This is a genomic window from Rhodanobacter soli (assembly GCF_040548735.1).
In the GTDB taxonomy this organism is placed as follows: domain Bacteria; phylum Pseudomonadota; class Gammaproteobacteria; order Xanthomonadales; family Rhodanobacteraceae; genus Rhodanobacter; species Rhodanobacter soli_A.
In genome coordinates this window covers 315,598-340,427 of sequence record NZ_JBEPSD010000002.1, presented here as the reverse complement: position 1 = coordinate 340,427, position 24,830 = coordinate 315,598, and the positions used below count along the sequence as shown (strand labels likewise).

General features: G+C 63.9%; 21 protein-coding genes. 7 read left to right on the top strand and 14 right to left on the bottom strand.

All coding sequences use genetic code 11. The features are described 5' to 3' along the window. The first annotated feature begins 4 nt into the window (after window positions 1-4). The 4 genes from ABIE04_RS12450 (at window position 5) to ABIE04_RS12435 (ending at window position 8,567) form a co-directional block, all read left to right on the top strand. A complete protein-coding gene (locus ABIE04_RS12450; protein ID WP_354550595.1) occupies window positions 5-2,308 on the top strand; it encodes a transferrin receptor-like dimerization domain-containing protein in 2,304 nt (767 codons plus the stop codon). A 155-nt stretch (window positions 2,309-2,463) separates the two neighbouring features. After that, on the top strand, window positions 2,464-4,431 hold the full coding sequence (locus ABIE04_RS12445) for an alpha/beta hydrolase family protein (protein ID WP_354550593.1): 1,968 nt from the start codon (window positions 2,464-2,466) through the stop codon (window positions 4,429-4,431). A gap of 181 nt (window positions 4,432-4,612) precedes the next feature. Then, entirely contained in the window at window positions 4,613-7,372 is a 2,760-nt protein-coding gene (locus ABIE04_RS12440) for a M14 family zinc carboxypeptidase (RefSeq protein ID WP_354550591.1), read from the top strand. 349 nt (window positions 7,373-7,721) lie between these two features. Then, complete coding sequence (locus ABIE04_RS12435; protein WP_354550589.1) at window positions 7,722-8,567, top strand: energy transducer TonB; 846 nt, start codon at window positions 7,722-7,724, stop codon at window positions 8,565-8,567. A gap of 121 nt (window positions 8,568-8,688) precedes the next feature. On the opposite strand, the gene ABIE04_RS12430 is transcribed toward ABIE04_RS12435, so the two are convergent. From ABIE04_RS12430 to ABIE04_RS12390, 9 genes are all read right to left on the bottom strand, one after another. Continuing rightward, the gene (locus ABIE04_RS12430; RefSeq protein WP_354550587.1) at window positions 8,689-10,353 is read right to left on the bottom strand and encodes a M28 family metallopeptidase; all 1,665 of its coding nucleotides are present in this window, start codon (window positions 10,351-10,353) and stop codon (window positions 8,689-8,691) included. A 205-nt stretch (window positions 10,354-10,558) separates the two neighbouring features. Then, complete coding sequence (locus ABIE04_RS12425) at window positions 10,559-12,325, bottom strand: tetratricopeptide repeat-containing diguanylate cyclase (protein ID WP_354550585.1); 1,767 nt, start codon at window positions 12,323-12,325, stop codon at window positions 10,559-10,561. A gap of 52 nt (window positions 12,326-12,377) precedes the next feature. Then, on the bottom strand, window positions 12,378-12,677 hold the full coding sequence (locus ABIE04_RS12420) for a hypothetical protein (protein WP_354550583.1): 300 nt from the start codon (window positions 12,675-12,677) through the stop codon (window positions 12,378-12,380). Between the two features lie 427 nt (window positions 12,678-13,104). Next, window positions 13,105-14,886 (bottom strand): sensor domain-containing diguanylate cyclase, encoded by a 1,782-nt coding sequence (locus ABIE04_RS12415; protein WP_354550581.1) that lies wholly within the window; start codon window positions 14,884-14,886, stop codon window positions 13,105-13,107. 35 nt (window positions 14,887-14,921) lie between these two features. Next, window positions 14,922-15,203: a hypothetical protein gene (locus ABIE04_RS12410; protein WP_354550579.1), complete on the bottom strand. Its 282-nt coding sequence runs from the start codon at window positions 15,201-15,203 to the stop codon at window positions 14,922-14,924. Between the two features lie 82 nt (window positions 15,204-15,285). Beyond that, window positions 15,286-15,552, bottom strand: coding sequence for a hypothetical protein (locus ABIE04_RS12405; protein ID WP_343852200.1), 267 nt, complete (start codon window positions 15,550-15,552; stop codon window positions 15,286-15,288). A gap of 145 nt (window positions 15,553-15,697) precedes the next feature. Continuing rightward, window positions 15,698-16,519, bottom strand: coding sequence for an SAM-dependent methyltransferase (locus ABIE04_RS12400; RefSeq protein WP_354550576.1), 822 nt, complete (start codon window positions 16,517-16,519; stop codon window positions 15,698-15,700). Between the two features lie 65 nt (window positions 16,520-16,584). Then, complete coding sequence (locus ABIE04_RS12395) at window positions 16,585-17,361, bottom strand: slipin family protein (protein WP_354550574.1); 777 nt, start codon at window positions 17,359-17,361, stop codon at window positions 16,585-16,587. 37 nt (window positions 17,362-17,398) lie between these two features. Continuing rightward, the gene (locus ABIE04_RS12390; protein WP_354550572.1) at window positions 17,399-18,790 is read right to left on the bottom strand and encodes an NfeD family protein; all 1,392 of its coding nucleotides are present in this window, start codon (window positions 18,788-18,790) and stop codon (window positions 17,399-17,401) included. Between the two features lie 156 nt (window positions 18,791-18,946). On the opposite strand from ABIE04_RS12390, the gene ABIE04_RS12385 reads away from it, so the two are divergent. Further along, on the top strand, window positions 18,947-19,402 hold the full coding sequence (locus tag ABIE04_RS12385) for a cupin domain-containing protein (protein ID WP_354550570.1): 456 nt from the start codon (window positions 18,947-18,949) through the stop codon (window positions 19,400-19,402). A 7-nt stretch (window positions 19,403-19,409) separates the two neighbouring features. On the opposite strand, the gene ABIE04_RS12380 is transcribed toward ABIE04_RS12385, so the two are convergent. The 3 genes from ABIE04_RS12380 to ABIE04_RS12370 form a co-directional block, all read right to left on the bottom strand. Further along, on the bottom strand, window positions 19,410-19,817 hold the full coding sequence (locus tag ABIE04_RS12380; RefSeq protein WP_354550567.1) for a hypothetical protein: 408 nt from the start codon (window positions 19,815-19,817) through the stop codon (window positions 19,410-19,412). A gap of 234 nt (window positions 19,818-20,051) precedes the next feature. Beyond that, complete coding sequence (gene thpR, locus ABIE04_RS12375) at window positions 20,052-20,657, bottom strand: RNA 2',3'-cyclic phosphodiesterase (RefSeq protein ID WP_354550565.1); 606 nt, start codon at window positions 20,655-20,657, stop codon at window positions 20,052-20,054. 30 nt (window positions 20,658-20,687) lie between these two features. After that, entirely contained in the window at window positions 20,688-21,533 is an 846-nt protein-coding gene (locus tag ABIE04_RS12370; RefSeq protein ID WP_354550563.1) for a DUF3014 domain-containing protein, read from the bottom strand. Window positions 21,534-21,756: 223 nt separating this feature from the next. On the opposite strand from ABIE04_RS12370, the gene ABIE04_RS12365 reads away from it, so the two are divergent. Further along, window positions 21,757-22,446 (top strand): class I SAM-dependent methyltransferase, encoded by a 690-nt coding sequence (locus ABIE04_RS12365; RefSeq protein ID WP_354550561.1) that lies wholly within the window; start codon window positions 21,757-21,759, stop codon window positions 22,444-22,446. Window positions 22,447-22,596: 150 nt separating this feature from the next. Then, window positions 22,597-23,094: a hypothetical protein gene (locus ABIE04_RS12360; RefSeq protein ID WP_354550559.1), complete on the top strand. Its 498-nt coding sequence runs from the start codon at window positions 22,597-22,599 to the stop codon at window positions 23,092-23,094. Window positions 23,095-23,102: 8 nt separating this feature from the next. Here the strand turns inward: ABIE04_RS12360 and ABIE04_RS12355 are convergent, their stop codons facing one another. Both ABIE04_RS12355 and ABIE04_RS12350 read right to left on the bottom strand, forming a co-directional pair. Then, on the bottom strand, window positions 23,103-23,864 hold the full coding sequence (locus ABIE04_RS12355; protein ID WP_354550556.1) for an ABC transporter permease: 762 nt from the start codon (window positions 23,862-23,864) through the stop codon (window positions 23,103-23,105). Beyond that, window positions 23,861-24,751, bottom strand: coding sequence for an ABC transporter ATP-binding protein (locus tag ABIE04_RS12350; RefSeq protein ID WP_436410388.1), 891 nt, complete (start codon window positions 24,749-24,751; stop codon window positions 23,861-23,863). The genes ABIE04_RS12355 and ABIE04_RS12350 overlap by 4 nt, the downstream gene beginning before the upstream one ends. Between the last annotated feature and the right edge of the window lie 79 nt (window positions 24,752-24,830).

Here is a 24,830-nt window from a genome sequence, read left to right as displayed (position 1 = left end):
CCAAATGATCCGATACGCGATACGGCCTCTGCTGACCCTGCCCTGCCTGCTGGCGACCTTCGCCGTCGCCGCCGCCAACGCACCCGGCCACGCCGATGACGGCCCCCTGTTTGGCTTCAGCGCCACCGCAGCGACCACCGAACAAGACCTCGAACGGCGCTTCGACGCCCAGCTAGATCCCGCTGAGCTGCGCAGCTGGCTCAAGCAGATGTCGTCGCAGCCCAACCAGGTCGGTTCGCCGCACGACAGGGCGAATGCCGAGTTCATGCTGGCGAAGTTCCGCGAATGGGGCTGGGATGCGCACATCGAGACCTTCGACGTGCTCTACCCCACGCCGAAGAAGGTGGCGCTGGAACTGCTGGGGCCGAAGCCCTATACCGCCATGCTGAAGGAGCCGGCCATCGCCGGCGATGCCACCTCCAGCCTCGCCGGCGCCCTGCCGCCCTACAACGTCTACGGCGCCGATGGCGACATCAGCGCACCGCTGGTCTACGCCAACTACGGCATGCCGGACGACTACAAGGAGCTGGCGCGGCGCGGCATCGACGTGCGCGGCAAGATCGTGCTCACCCGCTACGGCGGCGGCTGGCGCGGGCTGAAACCGAAGCTCGCGCAGCAGCATGGCGCGGTCGGCTGCCTGATCTACTCCGATCCGCATGACGACGGCTACGCCAAGGGCGACGTCTATCCGCAAGGCGGTTGGCGTCCGGCGCAAGGCGTGCAGCGCGGTTCTGTGGCCGACATGCAGGTCTATCCCGGCGATCCGCTGACCCCCGGCACGGGTTCCATCGCGGGCGCCAAGCGCCTGCCGCTGAAGGACACGACGACGCTGCTGAAGATCCCGGTGCTGCCGATCTCCTATGCCGACGCCACACCGTTGCTGCAGGCACTGACCGGCCCGGTGGCGCCGGCCGGCTGGCGCGGCGCACTGCCGTTGACCTACCACGTCGGCCCGAGCACGGCGAACGTGCACATGACCGTGCAATCGAACTGGGGCCAGCAACCGGTCTACGACGTGATCGCCACGATCAAGGGCTCGACCGAACCGGACCAGTGGATCGTGCGCGGCAACCACCATGACGGCTGGGTGTTCGGTGCCTGGGACCCGCTGGCCGGCAACATCGCGCTGATGGCCGAGGCCAAGGCCATCGGCGGCCTGCTCAAGCAGGGCTGGCGGCCGCAGCGCACCCTGGTCTACGCCAGTTGGGACGGGGAGGAACCGGGGCTGCTCGGCTCCACCGAATGGGCCGAGACGCACGCCGCCGAGCTGCAGCAGAAGGCCGTGCTGTACGTCAATTCCGACACCAACGGCCGCGGCTTCCTCGGCGCCGGTGGCAGCCACTCGCTGCAGCACCTGGTCAACCAGGTGGCCGCCGGCGTGACCGATCCGGAAACCCACGTCAGCGTGCGCGAACGCCTGCGCGCGCACATGCTGGTGGACGGCAGCAACAAGGACGCCAAGCCGGAAGCCAAGACCATCGCCAAGCTGGCGGCGGCCGGCGGCGACCTGCCGATCGGGGCGCTGGGCTCGGGCTCGGATTACAGCGCGTTCCTGGAACACCTCGGCATCGCCTCGCTGGATCTCGGCTTCGGCGGCGAGGACGACAATGGCGGCATCTACCACTCGCGCTACGACTCGTTCGACCATTACGTCCGCTTCGGCGACCCGAGCTTCGAATACGGCGTGGCGCTGGCCAAGGTCGCCGGCCACGTCGTGCTGCGCACGGCCAACGCCGACGTGCTGCCGCTGCGCTTCGGCGACTTCAGCCGCACGCTCGACCGCTACGTCGGCGAACTGCACAAGCTGGTGGACAGCACCCGCAAGGCCACCGAACAGCAGCACAAGTTGCTTGACGGCCACGCGTTCGCACTCGACGCCGACCCGATCCGGCCGGTCGCTCCGCCCGCGCGCGACTCCGACATGCCGGCGATCGACCTCGCCCCGCTCGACCGGGCGGCGAAACAGCTCGCGCAAAGTGCCAAGGCCTACCAGGCCGCCTACGACAAGCGTGCCGCCGCCGGCTTCGACCTGGCCGCGGCACAGCGGCAGCAACTGGACCGCTTGATCGGCAGCATGGAGCAGCGTCTCACCGACCCATCCGGCCTGCCTGGGCGTGCCTGGTTCAAGCACATGATCTACGCCCCCGGCATGCTCACCGGCTACGAGGTGAAGACCGTGCCCGGCGTGCGCGAGGCGCTGGAGTCACGTCGATGGGGTGAAGCCGATCATTACGCCGTGGACACCGCGAAGGTGCTTGACGGCTATCGTGCGCAGCTCGACCAACTGACCGCGTTACTGAAACGGTAATCGCAAGCCGTTGCGTCACGCTCGATCAGGGGGCGGCCCGTGCTCCGTGCCCCCTGACCGATTGATTGCCCCCGACCCTGCTGATCGCTATAAATGGCACCGGGGATGCGGCTGCACGCAAGGTGCAGCCGCGAAATCACGACAGGGGAATTCAGATGATGGACGTGCGACGCTGGATCGTTGCGGCCTTGCTCCTGCCGCTTGCCGCTGTGTTGTACGCCCAGCCGGTTTCGTTCGCCGAGCTGGCGCGGCATGCCCAGTACGAGGACGTCAAGATTTCCCCGGACGGGCAGTATCTCGCCGCCACCGCCGTGGTGAAGGGGCAGACCGTGCTGGCCCTGATCCACCTGTCCGACATGAAGGGCACGCTGGTTCGTCCGCGCGAGGAAAACGATGTCACCGATTTCTGGTGGGCGTCGTCCACGCGGGTGCTGTACTCGGTAGGCATCCGCATCGGCGGTTACGATGCACCGCTGGCGACCGGCGAACTGTTCGCGGTCAGTGCCGATGGCAACGGCGCCGATACGCTGTACGGCTTCCGCCGAGCCGGCATGAGTACCGGCTCGCACATCCAGCATGCCACGGCTGAGTACGGCACTGCCCAGTTCATCGCCACGATTCCAAACGATCCCAACCATGTGCTGGTGGCGATCAGCTCGTGGTCGGGAGACGGTAATGAGCTGAGCCTGCCGACCGCCTACCGCATGGATGTGCGCAACGGCAACAAGAACCGGCTCATCGTCGCGCCGTTGCGCGGCGCGCAATTCGTTGCCGACCACCAGGGCAGGATCCGTTTTGCCGTGGGCTGGGACAACGACGGCAATACCAAGGTCTACCTGCACCCGCTCGATGGTGACGGCTGGCAGTTGCTGCCGGAGGAAAGCAAAAACCGTTCGATCCCGATCGGGTTCGACCGCGACGACACGGCGGTCTACTTCACCTGCCCCGCGCCTGGTGCTTTCGGCATCTGCCGATGGGATCCGGCGAATCGGTCCCAGACAGTCGTGTGGAGCGACCCCACCGTCGAACCGGACAGCCTGCTACAAGGCCTGGCAGACGACAGCATCCTCGGCGTGGGTTTCATGGACGGCCGTACCGGCACCGCGCTGTTCGACAGCCAGTCGACCGACGCACAGGTCCTGCTGACCCTGATGAAGCAATTCCCCGGCGAGAGCGTGCGCTTTGTCTCGGGTACGCGCGACGGCAGCCAGAGCGTGGTGCTGGTGGAAGCCGACGTCAACCCGGGAACGTTCCTGCTGTACGACGCGAAAACGCGCAAGCTCACGCCTCTGCTCGCACGCATGTCGTGGATCAACCCGGAACACATGGCGTTCAAGCAGCCATTCGATTTCGACGCACGCGATGGCATGAAGTTGCACGGTTACCTGAGCTTCCCGCCCGGCCAGGAGAACGCGAAACACCTGCCGATGGTGGTGCTGGTTCACGGCGGGCCATTTGGCATACGCGACCGCTGGGAATACGACACCCTCGTGCAACCCCTGGCAGTCCGCGGCTATGTCGTGTTGCAGGTGAACTATCGCGGCTCCGGTGGCTACGGTTACGACTACGAGCATGCCGGCTGGCGCCAGTGGGGCGGCAGGATGCAGGACGATGTCACCGATGCCACCCGTTGGGCGGTTGCGCACGGTATCGCCGATCCGCAGCGCCTCTGCATCTACGGCGCCAGCTACGGCGGCTACGCGGCGCTCGAGGGAGCGGTGAAAGAGCCCGACCTGTACAAGTGCGCGATCGGTTACGTGGGCGTCTACGACCTGCCGTTGATGTACCACCGCGGCGACATCCCGCAGTCCAGCTACGGTGAGGAATATCTCAAGCGGCAACTGGGCGATGACATGACCGTGCTGGCCCGGCACTCGCCGATCAACCAGCTGGACGCTCTCAAGGCTCACGTGATGCTGGTCGTCGGCGGCAAGGACGAACGTGTGCCGCCGATCCAGGGACTCGGTCTGCACCAGGCGTTGGCGAACCGGCACATTGCGCACGAATGGCTGTTCAAGGCAAATGAAATGCACGGGTTCTACGACGAGGCGCACATCGCCGAGCTGTATACCCAATTGGTGCAATTCCTCGGCGCGAACATCGGACCCGGCGTGACGCAATAGCTCAAGCGCGCATCGAATGACGACTGATCGACCATGATCCTGTCTGCAAAGCGGCAAGGACATGGTGAAGATCCATGCTGCATGCTCCTGGCGCGCCCACCCAACTGATGGGCTACGCGTTTCCGCCCATGTTCTGGCAGAGTGCAGCGATCTGTCGTCTGCCGTCCCAGGGGAATCCATCATGCGTGTATCCGTTCGGCTCTCGCTTGCCACCCTGCTGGTGCTCGGCACGGTCAGTGCCATGGCATCGATCGCTGCGGACGATGCGGCGATCACCGCGTCGTCGTTTGCCCGCGACACGGCCCAGCCGGTCGACCAGGCGTATACGGCGCAGATCCTGAAATTCACCACCGACCCCTCGTTCAATTCGCCGCTGACCGACTACCTGCCCGCCTCCGCCAGCGTGCCCACGCCGGACAAGGTGCTCGACCACATCGCCGGCGCACCGAACTACCTGCCCCATGTAGCCGACGTCCATCGCTACTTCCGCGCGCTGGCCGCGGCCAGCCCGCGGGTGAAGGTGTTCTCGATCGGCAAGAGCGAGGAAGGCCGCGAGATGATCGCGGTGGCGATTGCCGACGAAAGCCTGCTGGCCGACCTCGACGCGAACAAGGCGCGCCTCGCCAAGCTGGCCGACCCGCGCCGCATCGGCATGGACGACGCCACTGCCGACCAGCTGATCGCGCAGTCCACGCCGGTCTACTACATCACCGGCGCCATCCACTCCACCGAGACCGGCTCGCCCACCGCGCTGATGGAACTGGCCTATCGCCTTGCGGTGGACGAGGCGCCGTACATCCGGCAGATCCGCTCGCACGTGATCACCCTGATCACCCCAGTGGTCGAGGTCGACGGCCGCGACCGCATGGCCGACCTGTACAACTGGCACCTGGCGCATCCAGGCCAGAATTATCCGCGGCTGCTGTACTGGGGCCATTACGTGGCGCACGACAACAACCGCGACGCGATGGGCATGTCGCTGAACCTCACCCGCCACGTGGCCGACACCTTCGTCGGCTGGCACGCGCAGGTGCTGCACGACCTGCACGAATCGGTGCCGTTCCTGTACGACAACACCGTGGGCGACGGCCCGTACAACGCGTGGATCGATCCGATCCTCACCGGCGAGTGGCAACAGCTGGGCTGGGACAACGTGCAGCAGCTGACCCGGCTCGGCATGCCCGGCGTGTTCACCCACGGTGACTTCGACACCTGGAGCCCGGGCTACCTGATGTTCATCGCCGCCATGCACAACGGCATCAGCCGCCTGTACGAAACCTTCGGCAACGCCGGCGCCGACACCGTGCAGCGCATCCTCGACCCCGAGGAATACCAGCGCACCTGGTACCGCCCGAACCCGCCGCTGCCGACCGTGCTGTGGTCGCAGCGCAACAACAACAACTACCAGCAGACCGGCCTGCTCACCGCGCTGGCCTACTTCTCCGGCAACGGCCAGCAGTTCCTGAAGAACTTCTACCTGAAGAGCAAACGCTCGATCGAGAAGCCGCAGCAAGCGGGTCCCGCCGCCTACGTGTTTCCGGCCGACGACAAGCGCCCCGGTTCGCGCGCCCAGCTGTTGCGGGTTCTGCAACTGCAGCACGCGGAGATCAGCCGCACCGGCGCGCCGGTCACGGTGACACTGCCCAAGCAGGATGACGGCAAGAAGAAGGCCAAGACGCAGACCTTCCCCGCCGGCAGCTATGTCGTGCGCATGGACCAGCCGTACTCGCGCATCGTCGATACCTTGCTCGATCGCCAGTACTGGTCGCCGAAGGACCCGCAGCAGCACCCCTACGACGACACCGGCTGGTCGATGGGCGACCTGTTCGACGTCCAGGTGGTGCGGGTGACCGACACCGCGATCCTCAAGGCGCCGATGAGCCTGCTCGACGGGCCGATCGCCGTGCCGCAGGGCCTGGCCGCGGTCGACATGCCGCCTACGAAACTGCCGCGCATCGCGCTGATGCACACCTGGCTGAGCACCCAGACCGAAGGCTGGTGGCGCATGGCGCTGGACAAGCTGCAGGTGCCGTACGACTACATCAGCACCCAGGACGTGGCGAAGGCCGGCGACCTGCGCGCGAAGTACGACGTGATCCTGTTCGGCCCGGTTGGCGATGCCAGCGCACAGCAGATCATCGACGGCCTGCCCATGTGGGGCAATCCGCTGCCGTGGAAGACCACCGCATTGACGCCGAACCTGGGCCATATCGACGCCACCGACGACATCCGCCCCGGACTGGGCGAGACCGGCGTAGCCAACCTCAAGCGGTTCGTGCAGGCGGGCGGCTTGCTGATCACCGCCGAGGACACGGCGAAGTTCGCCATCGATGTCGGTCTGGCGCCGGGCGTGTTCATCACGAAAACCGACAAGCTGAAAGTGGTCGGCAGCGTGCTGCAGGCGAAGTTCGTCGATCGCAGCGGCCCGATCGCCGCCGGCTACAGCCGCGACGAACTGGCGCTGTACAGCGCGGCCGGCCAGTCGTTCAAGGTGTCCAACCTGGTCACCGGCGACAAGGGCCTGCCGACCGCGAAGGATTTCCAGCGCCCGACCGGACGCGGCGGCCCGCACGACCCGGACACGCCTGAAGGCCGCGCCTCGATCGCCGCCGCTCCCCTGCCCGACGTCAAGCCATGGCAGCCGCTGCCGCTGAACGCCGAGCAGATGCGCAACAACCCGTGGGTCATTCCCGCCGACCAGCGTCCGCGGGTGATCCTGCGCTACACCGACGCGAAGAACCTGCTGATCTCCGGCCTGCTCGACGGCGGCGACGAGATGGCCGAACGCGCCGCCGTGGTTGACGCCCGCTACGGCAAGGGCCACGTGCTGCTGTTCGCCAGCAACCCGATCTGGCGCGGCGAAACCATCGGCGGCTACCCGCTGGTGCTCAACGCCATCGTGAATTTCGACAAGCTGGATACGCCGCCGGCGAAACCCTGAACCCCGCTGATTTGCACAACGGGATTCGATGTGTCGCCACTCGACTGCAACGGCACCGCTCCGAGGCGTGTTGTGGCCGAAATTGACGTGGCAATCTATTCGGCATCCAGGATGCAAGTGCCGGCCGATGCCACTCGTGTATCACCAGGTATTAGACATGCACCAGCACCGGAAACCAGCACGAGCGATATGCGGAAACCGATCTATACCATGGCGTGTGCCGCGGGCAGCGCCTGTCACCCAGCCGATCGTCCCCCGCCCCCGATCGGGGCACAGATAACGGGCACTCTCGCTACCATCCATGTCGATACGCAGGTAGAGTTGCCCCACGCCCGGGGAGAGTGCACGGATGAAACAGTGGCTGGTGGGATTGTTCTGTGTCCTGATGGCATGCGTGGCAGCGGCCAACGATCTTTCTGCAGTGCGCCAGCGGGCCGAAGCGAGCATGCTGATTACCGGAACTGTTGTGGTCAAGCCGGACGGCAGTGTCGGCAGCTATGCCATCGATCGCGCCGACAAGCTCCCTCCGGTCGTCATCCAGGTCATCCGGCAAAACGTACCCGACTGGAAGTTTCAGTTCGAGGACAAGCAAGCTGCAGCAGTGAAGGCAAGCATGAGCCTGCGCATCATCGCCCGGCGAATCGACGACCAGCATGACTCCGTCAGCATATCCGCCGCACAGTTTGCCGAGGAGCACCAGGCCCCCGGCGAAACCATCAGCTACAAAACGAGAGCGCAGCCGGTCTACCCGCAAGAGTCATTGGATGCAGGGGCCACTGGCACGGTGTATCTGTTGCTGCGCGTCGGCAGGGACGGACTTGTCAAGGACGCCGCAGCCCAGCAGGTCAACCTGACGGTCTATGCCAGTGACAGAAAAATGAAATCCCTCCGGAACGATCTGGCCAAGGCAGCACTGAAGGCGGCCAGGCGATGGACGTTCAATATCCCAACGACCGGCAAACATGTCGCGGACAACTACTGGCTGGCATCGATACCCGTCAACTTCAGCATCAACAACATGGGTATCGAGAGGCGATATGGCAACTGGCAAGGCTACATTCCAGGCCCACACGAGTTAATCCCGTGGCTGTCTGACAAAAAGCTGTTTTCACAGGCTGCGGATGCGATTCCTGACGACAGCATTTACCAGATCAACCAGGACCTGCAACTGGCCACCCCGCTCAGCGGAACCTGATTTTTCGCACGGGAAGCCGAAATCTCCCGATGAGGTCATTCCGGCGAAAGACGTAATCACTCGACCACCACGAACACCCTCGGCTCTGACAACCTGCCGCACTCCATTGGCGCAGTCGTCGTCATTTTGAGATGCCAGCCTTCTGTCTGGCCGGCGCCATCATCGTCTCTCGCTTGGCCTTGAACGGGTTGTCGGCGTACCACTGCGGCCACACTCCCGCATGGCTGAGGTGCTGGCCCAGCTCATACAGCGCCTGGGTATCCTCAAGGATGCCCTGCAAGTTCCAGTGCGGATCGAACACGTCGTTCGTCGTGTGGTAGCGGTGCGCCGTATAGTCGTCGGCCGCCTTCTGGCCGGCGGCCCTGCCGCCATCGAGCAGGTCGAGGCCCGAACTGGCCAGCATCGCCGGCACGCCGGCCCGCGCGAAGTTGAAATGATCGGAGCGGAAGTAGAAGCCATTCTCCGGCGTGGCCTCCGGCGAGATCACCCGGCCCTGCTTGCGCAATACGCCGGCGAGCATGTCCTCCAGCTCGGACTGGCCCTTGCCGATCACCGTCATGTCGCGTGCAGGGCCGATGATCGGCAAGGCGTCGACGGCGATGTCGGCCACCGTGCGGTCCAGCGGAAACACCGGCTTCGCCGCGTAGTACTGCGAACCGAGCAGGCCTGATTCCTCCAGCGTCGGCATGAAGAACAGCACGCTGCGCTCGGGCGGCCGCGCCTGGTGCGCGAACGCGTCGGCGATTTCCAGCAGCATGCTCAGGCCGGTGCCGTTGTCGATCGCGCCGGCATAGACCTGGTGGCCCTTGCGGGTCGGGTCGGTGCCCAGGTGGTCCCAGTGCGCGGTATAGACCACCACCTCATCGGGCTTGTAGCTGCCCTCGACCATCGCCACCACGTTCTTCGATTCGATGTGGCCGATCTTGTTGTGCAGGGCGATCGAGGCCGTCGCGTGCAACGGCACCGGCTCGAAGCCCGGCTTTGCCGCGGCCCGTTCGAGCTCGGCGAAATCGAGGCCGGCGGCGGCGAACAGCCGGGTGGCCGCGTCACGCGTCAGCCAGCCGGCCACCGGCAACCGTGGCGATGGATCGACACTGCCCGGCAGGCTCAGCTGCGGCCCGACCGAACCGTTCTGCAGTACGCTCCACGGATAGCCGGCCGCGGCGTCGCTGGTGTGCACGATGAAGCAGGCGGCAGCGCCCTGCAGCGCGGCCTCCGCGTACTTGTATGGCCAGCGGCCGTACCAGGTCATCGCGCGGCCGTTGAACAGCTTCGGATCGCGGCTGGCGAAGCCGGGGTCGTTGACCAGCACGATCACCGTCTTGCCCTTCACGTCGACATCCCGGTAGTCGTTCCAGTGCCAGGTGGGCGCATTCGCGCCGTAACCGAGGAACACCACCGGCGAGTCCTTCAGCGCGACCTCGGGTTTCGCCTGCAGGGTCTGCGCCACCATGTCGGTGCGGTACGCCAGCTTCAGCGGCTTGCCGCGGGCGGTGACGTCCAGGGTGACGTCGGTATTCAGCAGCAAGGTGGAGTCGGCCGGCACGGTCTGGTACCACGAGCCGTGGTTGCCCGGCTGCAAACCCATCCGCTTGAACTCGGCCACCAGGAAATCGGTGGTGCGTTGCGCGCCGATCGTGCCGGGTTTTCGCCCGCCGAACGCGTCGGAACTGAGCGTCTTGTCGAAGCGCGCGAAATCCGCAGCGTTGATCGACGGCGACCGCTCGACCCTCGGTCCCGTTGCCGCCTGCAGCGGAAACACGATCAGGCCCAGGGCAGCCAGCAAGACAGAACTCCTGATGCGCATCGGAACACTCCCCACCGGTGAAATCGACCACCTTTGTAGCGCGCGCCTACCCGGCTGTCCATGCAGCGGGTCCCGCCCGCGATCGCCTGCTGCAGCGGCAAACGTGCAAACGCGGCCACCGTCCTGGCACGAAGATGTTGGCGCCGGCGTGAGGGCGGCAGACTCTCACGCGTCCGCACGACATTCAGCCGCGCATACCGGCCTCGAAAAGGCTGACCCGGTTGCGCCCCTCGTGCTTGGCCTGGTACAGGGCGCAGTCGGCATCGATCATCAGTTGCCGCAGCTCATAACCGGAGGTGGCCGCGGCGGCCACGCCAAAGCTGGCCGAGATCGGTATGCCGGGCGCATCCCTGGCGCCCGAAACGGCGGCGATCGCCGCGCGCATCTGCTCGACCCGCGCCAGCACGTTGTCCAGCGTGCACTCGGGCAACAACATGCCGAACTCCTCTCCGCCGAGACGGCCGAACACGTCGGTGGAGCGCAGGTGCGCCAGGCAGGCATCGACCGCGCGCCTAAGCACACGGTCACCCACCGCATGCCCATGGGTGTCGTTGACCGCCTTGAAGTGATCCAGGTCGATCAGCACCAGGCAAACATCGCGCGACGATTTGCGGCAATAGCGCAACTGCCGCTCGGCCTCGTTGACGAAGTGCTGCCGGTTGAAGATGCCGGTAAGACCGTCGCGCCGCGCCAGCCGCATGAAGCGCAATTGCGAACGCTTGATGCGGTATGTCCACAATGCAATGGATGCCAGCACCAGCAGCAGCAACGCGATGTACAAGCGGCTGGTTTCCACCGCCTTGCGGTCCAGCTCTCCCTGAAGGGTGAGAATCCTGTTCTTCTTGTCGAGCCCGTCGATCTGCAGTTTCTTTGCCAGCATCTGCTGCTTGACGATCTGATAGGCGAGCGCTTTCGCGCTGAGCCGGCTCTGATAGTCATCATGGGCAGCTACGTATTTTTCAAGGTATGCCAGGGAGCCCTTGCTGTCGCCCAGTTCCTTGTCGACTTCGTAAAGCACCCGATAAGCATTGGTCGTCGACTCCGAATACTGCCGGTTGGCATTCGTCACCAGGGCGTCATTGGCAAACTTCACCGCCGAAGCAAGGTCGCCGCTCTTCCAATAAGCCGTGGCCAAGGAAGCCTCGAACTGGGAAACCTGGGGGGGAAAACCTGCTTGCAACACCTTGGGGTAGCTCGCTCGCAACACACGGATAGCCGACTCAGTGTGCCCTTGCCGCAGGTCGAAGCTCGCCAGCAAATACTGAAAACTGAGCGCAAACAGTGTATCGCCGGCCTTTCCACATGCCTCCATGCCCTCGTGAAGTTGATCGGCAGGAAGCTGTGCACTGCCACTTTCAAACAGCGCATCCGACTTGTAGAACCAACCCCGGCATGCACTTTGGGCGTCGGTACTTTCCTTGATTATTTGATTGGCATAGCGAACGGACGAATCGTATTGACCTGCCTCGTTGTACAACTGCGCCGCAACACCGAACCCCTGCATTCGGACGTCGCCTTCCTTCATGGTAGGTAACTGGTCAAGCAACGGATTGAGCCTGGCAAAAGCCTCCTCATACCGGGATTGGGTCACCAGTAGGTCGATCACCGTGGCGCTGGCGCGAAACGCCAGAACAGGATCCACAGCTTGATCGGCGATCGCCTTCAACGATGGCATGGCTCCTTCATAGTTGCCTGCAAAGGCGATCTGCCGTGCCATAAGGTAACGTTGATGCAGCTTCTGCTGCGGCGAAAGCCGCATCGCCATTTGATCGAGTCGCCCCATGAGCTCATCGAACTCGGCTCGATTGGAGGGTTGCGCACTTTCGGCCTGTTTTAGCAATTGCGCAGGATCGTTGGATACGAGCGCGGTCGCAGCAGTCGCGCACCCAACAGACAAGAACAGGAGTCCGCAGGAAGAAAACACTCGTCTGCATCTGCCTGCCTGGTTCATGAGTTATCCAGTGATCACAGGACCAGGAGTGGCAAGTCGTGAAGCCAGGCCTTTACTCTTCACCCTTTCCCTTATCACTATCATTCTCCTTGTCCTTCTCCTCTTCATCATCTTCGCAGCTGCCGTCGCATTCTTCCTGTTCCCCGTCTGGCTTGGCTGGGTTGATCAGGCAACAGAAGGGACCCTGTCCCAGCAGCGCCTGCAGACCCGGTTCATTCCTGGCAAGGATCGCCACCCGCAATTCCGGATCAATCTCTGCGCCGGCCAGCGCAAGCCCCACTTCATCCTGCGATGCATGACGCAATTGCGCGTCCTGCCCCATCCTTTCCAGAAAATCGATCACATCGAACATCGGCCACTCCCCTCATCAGAACGATTGATGGCCGGCGACCCAATGATGGCCACATCAATCTGTCCTGCAGGTCTCGTCCCCCACTACCCCATGCCCTGCCCGCTGCAAGCAGCACCCCCACCACAACGGGCCGAAAATACACCATCCCTTCGACGGCGCGCATGACGAACCGGCTTTTCTTGGCCAGTCATAGGTAACCCCGAGCTGCCACCGGTCCCGTCGTAACCCTTTCCAGTACAAGACCCGTTGTCCGAGCTTATCGGCACATTCGACCCGTCGATCCCGCCCTCGGACGGATAACACTTCCGTCACCGGACTTTTCGCATGGCTCCAGCGATAGCTCGACTCGGCACCGAAAGCCATACCGCCCCTTGTGATCGACCTGCATGGAGCCATGGCCCCCAGGCAGGCAGACAAACGGAGGTCACTACACCCCGTCGGTCACCGCGCCAACGGCACTCAGGTGTGGTTTTGCGCGACCGTCGCTCACGCTGACCCGGTTACGGCCTTCGCGCTTGGCCTGATACAGCGCGTCGTCGGCGTGGATCAGCAACTGGCGTAGTTCATAGCCGGAACAGGTGGTGCTGGCCACGCCAAAGCTGGCCGAGACGCAAATGTCGGGAGCATCGTCGTCACGAGCCACCGCCACGATCGCCAAACGGATCCGTTCAGTCCGGCCCAGCACCTGCTCAAGCGTGCACTCAGGCAACACAATGCCGAACTCCTCACCACCCAGACGGCCGAAAATGTCGGTGGAGCGCAGATGCGCCTGGCAGGCTGCCACAGCACGTTTCAGCACGCGATCGCCCACCGCATGCCCATGGGTGTCGTTGACAATCTTGAAGTGATCCAGGTCGATCAGCACCAGACAGGCTTCCCGCCCGGATTTTCGGCAGTACTGCAACTGCTGTTCGGCTGCATGGACGAAGTGCTGCCGATTGAATATGTCCGTGAGTCCGTCACGACGTGCCAGGCGCATGAAACGCAGCTGCGAGCGCTTTATGCGGTAGGTCCAGAAGCCAATGAAAGCCAGCACGGTGAGCAACAGCAGAATATACAGACGGCTCGTCTCGGAAGCCTTCTTGTCGAGGTTCCGCTGGAGCTGCAGAATTTGATTCTGCTTGCTCAAGGTATCAACTTGCAGCTTCTTAGCCAGCAGTTGTTGTTGCACAGTCTGATATGCCAACGCCCTGGCATTCACCGCGTTCAAATAGCCCTTGTTGGCATCCATGTACTGCTCGTGATAGGCAAGTGCAGCCTCCATGTGTCCTTGCTGCTTCTCGGTCAGATACAAGACTTGATAGGCAATACTCAGCGACTCGGCAAACCTGTTGATTTTGCTCTGGTCGACTACTGCAAGTGCATACTGCCGAGCCAACGTTAGACGGTTGGTTTTTCTATACGCCTCCGCCAATGATGCGTCGAACTGGGAGATCAGCATCTGATATTTGGTATGTTGGACATCGGCGTAGTTGCTCTTCAATATCTGGAGAGCAATATCAGTTTGACCTCGCTGCAGAGCCAAGCTCGCTTCATAGAACCTGATTCCATTGGCATAAACCAGGTCACCCACCTTGGTGCAGATGTCGATGCCCTTCTGAAACTTGCGATCGATATCTTCCAGTCTATCGCTCTTGTACAACGCCGCGAGTTCCGCGTGGCTAGCAATACAACTGTATTCACCAATTTCCGGAGTCTCTTTGAACAGCTGATCGGCATACGTAAATGCCAGATCGTACTGCCCGGCCTCTTCGTACAAATAGGCCGCAATGACAAGCGCCTGCCTGCGCGCGTCGGGATCGGTAATCTTTGGCAGTTCAGCAAGCAACAAACTTTGCCGTTGAAACGCCTCTTCGTACCGCGATCGCTCCGCCAATGTATTGACGAGCAATACCCCGGCCCTGAAATGAAGGGTCACGTCCGTGGAGTGATTCAGAAGGCCCTTGAGAAGGGAATCCGATAACTTGTAGTCGCCTCGGTACGCTGCCCCCCAAGCCTGCAGGTAACGAAGATAGTCCAGCTGATCGGGTGGCAAGCGCGCGCTGTCATTACCCAAGACATCGAGTATTTCGAGAAATTGCCCCTGATCCGACAACTTGATGCTGTCCGCTTGCCTGAGCAATGACACGGGATCATTGATAGACGCGGGTATGGCCGCCATGGCCATACCCGCGAATGACAACCCAAGCAGGATCCATCCCAGGATCATTCCCCGACGCTGCGTGCCGGACGTGAACACTGAACTTAGTCCGCGAAATCTGACACCGAACGTTCCTCGCCATCATCGGGGGAGGGGGTTTCTCCAGAATCATCCTCTTCCTGCTCTTCCCCTGGCGCCAAGAAACCACAGACAGGTGCAACCCCCATCAGAGCCCCCAGCTTCGCTCGGTCCCCGCCACAAATCGCACTCTGCAGCATCGGGTCAAGGCCAGCCAACATCAGCGCAAAATCGGGTGAGCCCTTTGTTGCGCAATTCAACTGCGCGTCCCGCCCCACCTTTTCGAGAAACTCAATGACATCGGACATACAACCCCCTGATTGCTGACGTAATCAGCGTCCCTGGCAATGCGGACCCTCTTTCACTGCGCGTCAGCGAATCCGTCTCGCCTCAAGCACGCCGCTCTTCGTAGTGTTCATCTTCGTCGTTGATCCCCGGAACCAGCAAGCACCGTACCTGCGCGGGAACCAGCAAGCAGCATACATTCTGCGCCCCCACCAGCGCAGTCAATCGTTGCTGATCCCTGGCCAGCACAGCTTGCTTGATATCCTGATCCAGCTGGCTATTGACCAGCATGTGCTGCATTTCCCCGTTGGAAGCGTAGCGCAGATTGGCATCCTGACCGATGGTTTCCAGGAAATCGATGATATTGGACATGGCGTTCTCTCCTCGAGTGTACGGTTGGTTGGAATACGCAGGCTGCCCGGCCATAGGAACGGGGTAAGCCCGTCCGATTACCGGCAACTGCAAGCCTGCGCCAAACCATCCTAGAGACGCCGCCAACACCAACTTGTCTACCTGCTCACAGAATATCCACTTGGGCTGTGGCCTCCGCCCGGTCCAGCTCGGCCAGACGCGCACGGATTTCCGTATTCGGCTGCAGCGGACCTGCAGGGGGCACGACCACCGTATCCTCCATCTCGACCTTCGCCTGCGGCAGGTCGCCCAGCCGCACCCGTTCGATCCGCGCCTGCTGGATCGGCAAGGTGGCGCTGCGGTAGATGGTGATCTCGTGATCGAGCGGGTAGTCGCGCGCCAGCACGTCGACCAGTACCTGCTTGTACGCGGGGCCCGTCGAGAAGCGGGCCAGCGACTGATCGCCCACCAGGCCCACCTGCCACAGCACCAGATAAGCGGTCGGGTCGATCCGGCGCCGGTAGAACAGCAGCTGGCTGGCCTCGAAGTGCTGGCAGCCGTAGCGACCCGGGTCGATGCCGAGGTCCGCGTAGAGGCAATCCTCGGCGGAAATGCCCGGCTCCATGTGCGCGGGGTAACCCTCGCTGCGGGCCACCTCGATCGACTTGTGCGGCGCCCAGGCGAACACGCCGGGATGGCCGTAGAACACCCCGCACACGCGCTTGCCTGCACGCACCTCGGTGAGGATGGCCTCGACCATCTCGCGGTAGGTCTGCATGCGCGACTTGCCCTCGTGGTAGTACGGCTGCAGGCTGCGCACGTCCGGATGCATCTTGTTCAGCCACAGCTCGACGATGCCGTCGGAGAGCCCGGCGAACACCACGTCCGCCTGTTCGATATGGCTGCGCGCCAGCGGACCGAGGTGCGAGCCCAGGGTCATGCCGAGGCCCACGCAGACCAGGCTTCCGGGTGAACGTGCTGCATCCATGGTGATCGCTCGTCTTGGCAGGAGGTGAGCGGCATTATTCACCCGCTTTGAACGGCTGCGCCAGTTCAGCGATTCGAGGCCGGATCGGACTTTGCCGGGAACGCCTCCATCAGCGGCCGGATCAGGTCCAGCGGCAGCGGAAACACGATGGTCGAGGACTTGCCGTTGTTGGACATGTCGGCCAGCGTCTGCAGGTAGCGCAGCTGCAAGGCCTGCGGCTGCTGCGACAGCATCGCGGCGGCGTCACGCAATTTCTCGGCAGCCTGCATCTCGCCCTCGGCGTGGATCACCTTGGCGCGGCGCTCGCGCTCGGCCTCGGCCTGACGGGCGATCGCGCGCACCATGGTTTCGTTGAGGTCGACGTCCTTGATCTCCACGTTGGCGACCTTGATGCCCCACGGGTCGGTGGCTTCGTCGAGGATGGTCTGCAAGGTGTGGTTGATCGAATCGCGCTGCGACAGGATCTCGTCCAGCTCGTGCTGGCCCAACACCGAGCGCAGCCGCGTCTGCGCCAGCTGGCTGGTCGCCTGCAGGAAGTTCTCCACCTGCAATACGGACTTGTCGGGTTCCACCACACGGAAATAGACCACCGCGTTGACCCGCACCGAGACGTTGTCGCGCGAAATCACGTCCTGCGGCGGCACGTCCATCACGGTCACGCGCAGGTCGACGCGGATCATCCGCTGCACGAACGGCACCAGCAGCACCAGTCCGGGGCCCTTGGTCCCGGTGTAGCGGCCCAGGGTCAGGATCACCCCGCGCTGGTACTCCGGCAGGATCTTCACCGCGGAGAACAGCAGCAGCGCGCCAAGAATTACCAGTACACCGACGAATCCGAACATGATCATCTCCTGCCTTTCATGAAATTGCCGCGCCGGTTCATGCCGGCTCGACCCGCAACAGCAACCCCTGCCGCGACACCACGCGCACCCGCGCACCCGCCGGCAAGGCGGTATCGCAACGCGCGCGCCAGCGCTCGCCGCGCACCATCATCCAGGCCTCGCCGCCGGCTTCCACCGGTTCCAGCAGTTCACCGATGTCCATCTGCATCGCTGCATCGCCGGTGACCGGCCCGGCCCGGCGCGAACGGAACACCAGCCACACGATCAAGGCCAGCAAGCCCGCCGCGCACACCGCGATGCCGGCGATGACGCCGAGATTGACGCCATAACCGGGCACCCCGGTATTCATCAGCATCACCGAGCCCACCACGAACGAAACCAGTCCGCCGACGCCGAACGCACCCACGCTGGGATTGACCGCCTCGGCCACCAGCAAGCCAACACCCAGCGCCATCAAGGCCAGCCCGGCGTAGTTCACCGGCAGCAATTGCAGCGCGTACAGGCCGACCAGCAGGCAGATGCCGCCGGCAATGCCCGGCAACATTGCGCCGGGATGCATGGCTTCCAGCAGCAAGCCGAAGATACCGGCCAGCAGCAACAGATAAGCGATGGTGGGGTTGGTGATGATCGCCAGGAAGCGCGTGCGCGCACCCGGCGCATACTCATGCACGGACGCGCCCTTGAGCTGCAGCGTGACGTCGCGATCGCGTACTTGCACCTTGCGCCCGTCCGCCTTGTCCAGCAGGTCGGCCACGTCTGCCGCCACGAAGTCGATCACATGCTGCTGCGCGGCCTCGCTGGCGGTCAGCGTGGCCGCGCCGCGCACCGCCTGCTCGGCCCATTGCGCGTTGCGACCTCGCAACTGCGCCAGCGAGCGGATATAGGCGATCGCATCGTTCATGACCTTGTGCGACTCGGCATCGTCCCCGGCACCCGGCTCGTCCTTGGCGGCAGAACCCGCTGCCGCCGGCTGGTCACTGGCCTTGGGCAGCGGCACCGGCCGGTCGCCGCCCAGTTGCACCGGCGTCGCCGCGCCCAAGTGGGTGGCCGGCGCCATCGCAGCGATCTGCCCGGCATACAGGATGTACGTTCCTGCCGACGCTGCCCGCGCACCGCCCGGGGCGACGTACACCAGCACCGGCACCTCGCAGGACAGCATGCTGGCGATGATCTGCCGCATCGACTCGGCCAGCCCGCCGGGCGTGTCCAGCCGCAGCACGATCGCCACCGCGCCATCGGCCACCGCGCGCTTCGAGGCGTCGTCGAAGTACTCCGCCGCGGCGGGGCCGATCGGGCCATCCAGGGTGATCTGCGCCACCATGCCATGGGTCGCCGTGCCGCCGGCAACCGCTGGCTCGACGGCAAACGCCGCTCGCATCGGCAACGTGCAAAGAACCGCCACATAGACCAGCCACAGCCAGCGCCTCATCTCACCGACCTCCGCATGACATCAGCGATGATGCCGCCACTGTAACCCGGTCGAGGTTCAAAAACCGATCATCGACCAGGACGGCGCAGCAAAGGTCTGGCCGATGCGCAATGATTCATCATGGGAAGTCTCTTCATCGTCACGAGGAACAAGCTCATGCCGAAAGTCGATACCGCCAAGGTCCCCGAACGCCAGGGCTCGGACTATCCGGCACCTTACGGAGAACCCGTCAGCGAGCGCATCCGGCAGGCGCTGGGCCGTGCCGGTGGCCTGACCGATTTCGGCGTCAACCTGGTGCACCTGCCGCCGGGGGCGTGGTCGAGCCAGCGCCACTGGCACAGCCACGAGGAGGAGTTCGTCTACGTGCTGGCCGGCGAATTGACCCTGGTTACCGAAGCCGGCGAACAATTGCTGCGCGCCGGCGATGGCGCGGCCTTTCCGAAAAACGTGCCCGATGGCCACCACATGATCAACCGCAGCGAAGAAACAGCCGTCTATCTCGACATCGGTACCCGCTGCGACGACGACACCTGCCACTACTCAGACATCGACCTGCACCTCGAGCCTGGCGTCGATCACTATTCACACAAGGACGGCACGCCCTACCGCTGATACGCCCTCATTGTCCCCCGGACGTCTTCGGAGGATTAACTGCCGGCGATTCACCAGCGTAATCCCGCCGCGGATCTCCAGCATAGGGTGATATCTGGCACTTTACCTGGGTGTGTATGTCGTCACGGCAAGCCTTGGAGCCGAGAGTACTCAGATAACTCACGTACTCTCCCTGCGAAAGCCGATGATCGTGATTTGCATCATATTGATCGAAATGCGCCCGCAGTTCAGGCAGATCCTTCGGAACCTCGGAGCGGCTGATGGCCCCGTCGCCGTTCTTGTCGACATTCGTGAAATAGAGCGGCGAATCGGCAGGGTTCCCCGCGACGGCATCCTGTGCTGAAACAGGTGACGACAACGAGGCACCACCCACCGCCAAAATCATGCAAAACGTCGCAAAGCCGAACTTCTTCATGATTCACTCCATCGAGTCAATGACAACACAGACATCAGTCCTGGATTTGTACTATTCCGCACGCCTACCGCGTGGCGAACGACACATACGCAACACCATCGCCGGCCCCTTCAACAGATGACGGCCGGCCCAGCATACCCCACGGCAAGTGAGACACAACATAGGGTTTCGCGGCTATCGGGCAACCGATACTTTCGCCATCACTAAGACACACCCGCGAACGGTTCAACTGTCCTACAACGCCCACTCCGCCAGCACCTGATAATCCTGCTGACCGACCACGCTGTGGACCAGCGCAACGCGTTCGACCCGCCATGCCACGGGTTCGATCGGCGTGACATCCAGCAGCACAGCATGGCTGTAGGCGACGGTGACATGCGGCGTAAAGCTGCGTGCGACATGGCGGCCCTGCCCGGCCAGCACGAGCGCACGGCGCAGGTCCTGCCATAGCTGCTGCAGCGGCTCGGGCACGCTCGAGCTGCGCAGGATGCAGGGCGGTTGCCGGCCGCGGAAGCTGGCCGCTTCATGCAGCACCCATTCGAATGGCGCCATGCGCAGCTCGGTCGCAGCAGCCATCGCTGCATCGACCACGTCCTGCCGCAGTAGTGCGTGGTCGCCGAGAAAATGCAGCGTGGCGTGATAGCGCGCAGGACTCACCCAGCGCGCGCGCAGCCCCGGATGACTGGCCTTGAACGCCTGCGCCGCTTGCGCCAGCCGTGCACGCGTCGCGGCATCCGGCAGCAGCGCGAAGAACAATCGGTGCACTTCGGCAGGCCGGGCATCGGCCGTTCCGAGCAGGTCGAGCTGAGGTTGGTCGGAAGGCGTGGGTCGAATGGCCATCGTGGCAGATCGAAAGCTGGGCGCGCGAGTCTACCCGGCCGTGCCCGCTGGCGCCGGATGCAGATCCTGCCCGGTCAGCTGCGTGCGGATCGCGCGCAGCTTGGCCTTGATCTTCGCCTCGTTGGCGGGCCCCACGCGCAACAGCAGCTTCTGCCCGGTGGAGCGCGATTCCAGCGCGGGATCGGTGTAGACGTAGAACGCCTTCGAGCGCACCACGGTCGGTGGCTGGACCGGTTCCGGCGCGGCCAGCAGGTCGTCGATCACCACGATCAGGCGGTCGTTGAAATAACCCTTCGGGTAGCCCAGTTGGCGGTATGCCTGCTGGAACAGCGGATAGGCGTGCACGTACCAGGCCACCAGCGCCTGCGGATCGACGGCGTCGACGATCTGCATGTACGGCGCGTAGCGGGCAACGTTCCGCTCGCCGGTCACCGTGCCACCGTTGGCTTCATCGACGATGAACGCACCCTTCGGCACGCGCGCCGGCAGCGTGAACACGGCCAGCCCGTCGTGACGCGGCAACGCATCGATGGTCGCCACGATGCGCGCGATGACCTGCTGGCGCACCAGCAGCGGGGACAGGTCGTTGCCGCCGGCTACCGCGGCGAGTGCGGCGATCGTGCTGGCGTCGCTGTCGTCCAGTGCCGGCAACGCGCTTGTGGAAGCCGTCGCCGGCGCGATTTGCGCCTGTTCGATCGGATGCTGGATCGGCGCGCTGGCGGCGCTCGCGGGAGCCGATGCCGACGCAACGGGTGCGGTGGTCAGCGGTGGGCCTGGATGCATCGCCTTGCGTGCCAGGTACACACCCGCCACCACGATGGCCAGCACCACCACCACCGCCCCGATCCAGCTGCCCGCCGATGCTCGTCTGCTCACGATCACTCCCGTTCTACCATCGAATGCCTGTGTTGGACTTGTCCACGCCCGATTCGTTCATCCAGCCCGATCGAGCCGGCCTCTGGCAACACCCTACCGACATTGCAGGTAAGCTGGCCAGGCTTCCGCTTCTCCCCAGCGCCTCGCGGCGAGTGCCGCTGCGCTCCCACCCACGTTTCATCCCGCCTGCCGATAGCCGGGACGATACCCTACGGGAGCCCTTATGCCGGGATATTCCACCCGCGAACTTGTGGTCCGCCTCGGTGGCCACGACTACCGCATCCGGGCGCTGAGCGACCTGCAGCAATTCGCCGACCCGCACCAGCTGGCCAACCGCATCGGCATCTCGTCGGCGCTGTGGAGCCTGTTCGGGCAGGTATGGCCGGCCGGTCGGGTACTGGCCGAGGCGATGGCCACCCACGACATCGTCGGCAAGCGCATCCTGGAACTCGGTTGCGGGCTGGGCCTGTCCAGCCTGGTATTGCAGCAGCGCCGCGCCGACATCACTGCCAGCGACCATCATCCGCTGGCCGAATCGTTCCTGTGTCACAACGCCACGCAGAACCAGTTGGCGACCATCGTCTACCGCGACCTGCGTTGGGAAGTGCCCGATGTCACGCTGGGGCGCTTCGACCTGATCATCGGCAGCGACATCCTTTACGAAAGCGGCCACGCGGACTTGCTTGCGGCGATGGTCTCGCGCCACGCGCTGCCCGATGCCGAGGTGCTGATCACCGATCCGGGCCGCGGCAACAGTGCGCCGTTCACCCGCGCGCTGGTTGGCCAGGGCTTCGCCGTCACCGAACTGCGCAGCCGTTTCGACGCGGCCGACGTCGCGCCGTTCCGTGGCCGCCTGCTCAGCTACCGGCGCGGCGCCGTGATGGCGAACGGCACGCCGGTGCGATCCCATTGAGTCGTTTTTGATAACAACTATGTCACGCGTCCGCAACATGATGGCGACAAGGATAGATACTGCTCGTCCGCTTTGCCCGCGCGGTACGCCTGCCCCCCGAGAACGCCGTCCGCGCGAGTGACGTCACGCCGGAACACGGAGGGAGACCTCATGAAAACCCGATGCGTATTCAGCACACCCGATCTGGCCGCGGCACGCGCCGCGATGACCGCGGCACGCGAGGCCGGCATCGACGACAACGACATCTCGCTGGTCGCCCGCGAGGACATCGAGCTGGAAAAGATCCCCGACCACCTGATGCAGGGACGCAATGATTTCTACCCCGCCGCCGTGCGTGGGGGCATCTGCGGCGGCGGTACCGGTCTGCTGCTCGGACTCATCGCGGTTGCCGTGCCGCCGCTGGGCGTGACGCTTGCCGGCGCTGCGGCGATGACCATCGCGGGCGCCGCATTCGGTACCTGCATCGGCGAGATGGTCGGCTTCGAGGTGCCCGACGTGGTCAGCCGCAAGTTCAAGGACGAGATCGCCGCCGGTCGCATCCTGGTGGTGATCGACGCCAGCAAGGACAAGCTCGGCGTGGCCGAACCCGCGGTCGCGCGCACCGGCGCCACGCCGCTGCCGTTCCGCGCGCATACCGCGCTGACCTGACAACCCGCTCAGGCTTTCAGCCGGTAGCCGCTGCGGAAGATCCACCACACCGCTGCAAGGCAGATCGCGAGAAACACCAGGGTCATGCCCACGCTGACGCCCACGCCGACGTCGGCGACGCCGTAGAAACTCCAGCGGAAACCGCTGATCAGGTACACCACCGGATTGAACAGGGTGACCTTCTGCCAGAACGGCGGCAGCATGTGGATCGAATAGAAACTGCCGCCGAGAAAGGTCAGCGGCGTCACCACCAGCAGCGGCACCAGCTGCAGCTTCTCGAAGTTGTCCGCCCAGATGCCGATGATGAAACCGAACAGGCTGAAGGTCGCCGCGGTGAGCAGCAGGAACGTCAGCATCCACAGTGGATGCTCGATCTGGAACGGCACGAACAGCCGCGCGGTGACCAGGATGATCAGGCCCAGGATGATCGACTTGCTCGCCGCCGCGCCCACATAGCCGGCGACGATCTCGAACGGCGACACCGGCGCCGACAGGATCTCGTAGATCGTACCCACGAACTTCGGGAAATAGATGCCGAACGAGGCATTGGAGATGCTCTGCGTCAACAGCGACAGCATGATCAGCCCCGGCACGATGAAGGCACCGTAGCTGACCCCGTCGATCCCTTTCATGTGCGAACCGATCGCCGCGCCGAACACCACGAAGTACAGCGAGGTGGAAATCACCGGTGAAACGATGCTCTGCAGCAAGGTGCGCCAGGTGCGCGCCATCTCGAACAGATAGATCGCGCGAATCGCGTAAATGTTCATGCGCGCTCCCTCACCAGGCTGACGAAGATGTCTTCCAGCGAACTCTGGCTGGTCTTGAGGTCCTTGAAGTCGATGCCCGCCTCGCCGAGCCGGCGCAGCAGCATGTCGATGCCGGTGTGCTCGCCCTGCGCATCGAAGGTGTAGACCAGCTGCCGCCGATCGGCCGACAGTTCCAGCGGGTAATCGGCCAGCGCCGCAGGGATGGTTTCCAGCGGATCCTGCAGATGCAGGGTCAACTGCTTGCGGCCGAGCTTGTTCATCAACTCGGCCTTGTCCTCGACCAGGATCAATTCCCCCTTGTGGATCACCCCGATCCGGTCGGCCATCTCCTCGGCCTCCTCGATGTAGTGAGTGGTCAGGATGATGGTGACGCCGGTGGCGCGCAGCGCGCGCACCATCGCCCACATGTCGCGACGCAGCTCCACGTCGACGCCGGCGCTCGGCTCGTCCAGGAACAGGATCTGCGGCTCGTGCGACAGCGCCTTGGCGATCATCACGCGCCGCTTCATGCCGCCGGACAGGGTCATCAGCCGGCTGTCCTTCTTGCTCCACAACGAGAGGTCCTTCAGCACCTTTTCGATATGTGCCGCGTTCGCCGCCTTGCCGAATAGCCCACGGCTGAAACTGACCGTGTTCCACACTGTCTCGAATGCATCGGTGGTCAGTTCCTGCGGCACCAGACCGATCTTCGCGCGTGCCGCGCGGTAGTCGCGCACCACGTCGTGGCCGTCAGCCAGCACCGTGCCCTCGCTGGGATTGACGATGCCGCAGATGATGCTGATCAGGGTAGTCTTGCCGGCGCCGTTGGGGCCCAGCAGGGCGAAGATCTCGCCTCGGCGGATCTCCAGATCGATCTGCTTCAGCGCTTGGAATCCGGAGGCATACATCTTGCTGAGTTGACTGACGGCAATGATCGGCTGCACGCGAACTCCTGGGGGATGACGGCGGGGAGCGCCGATGGTATGC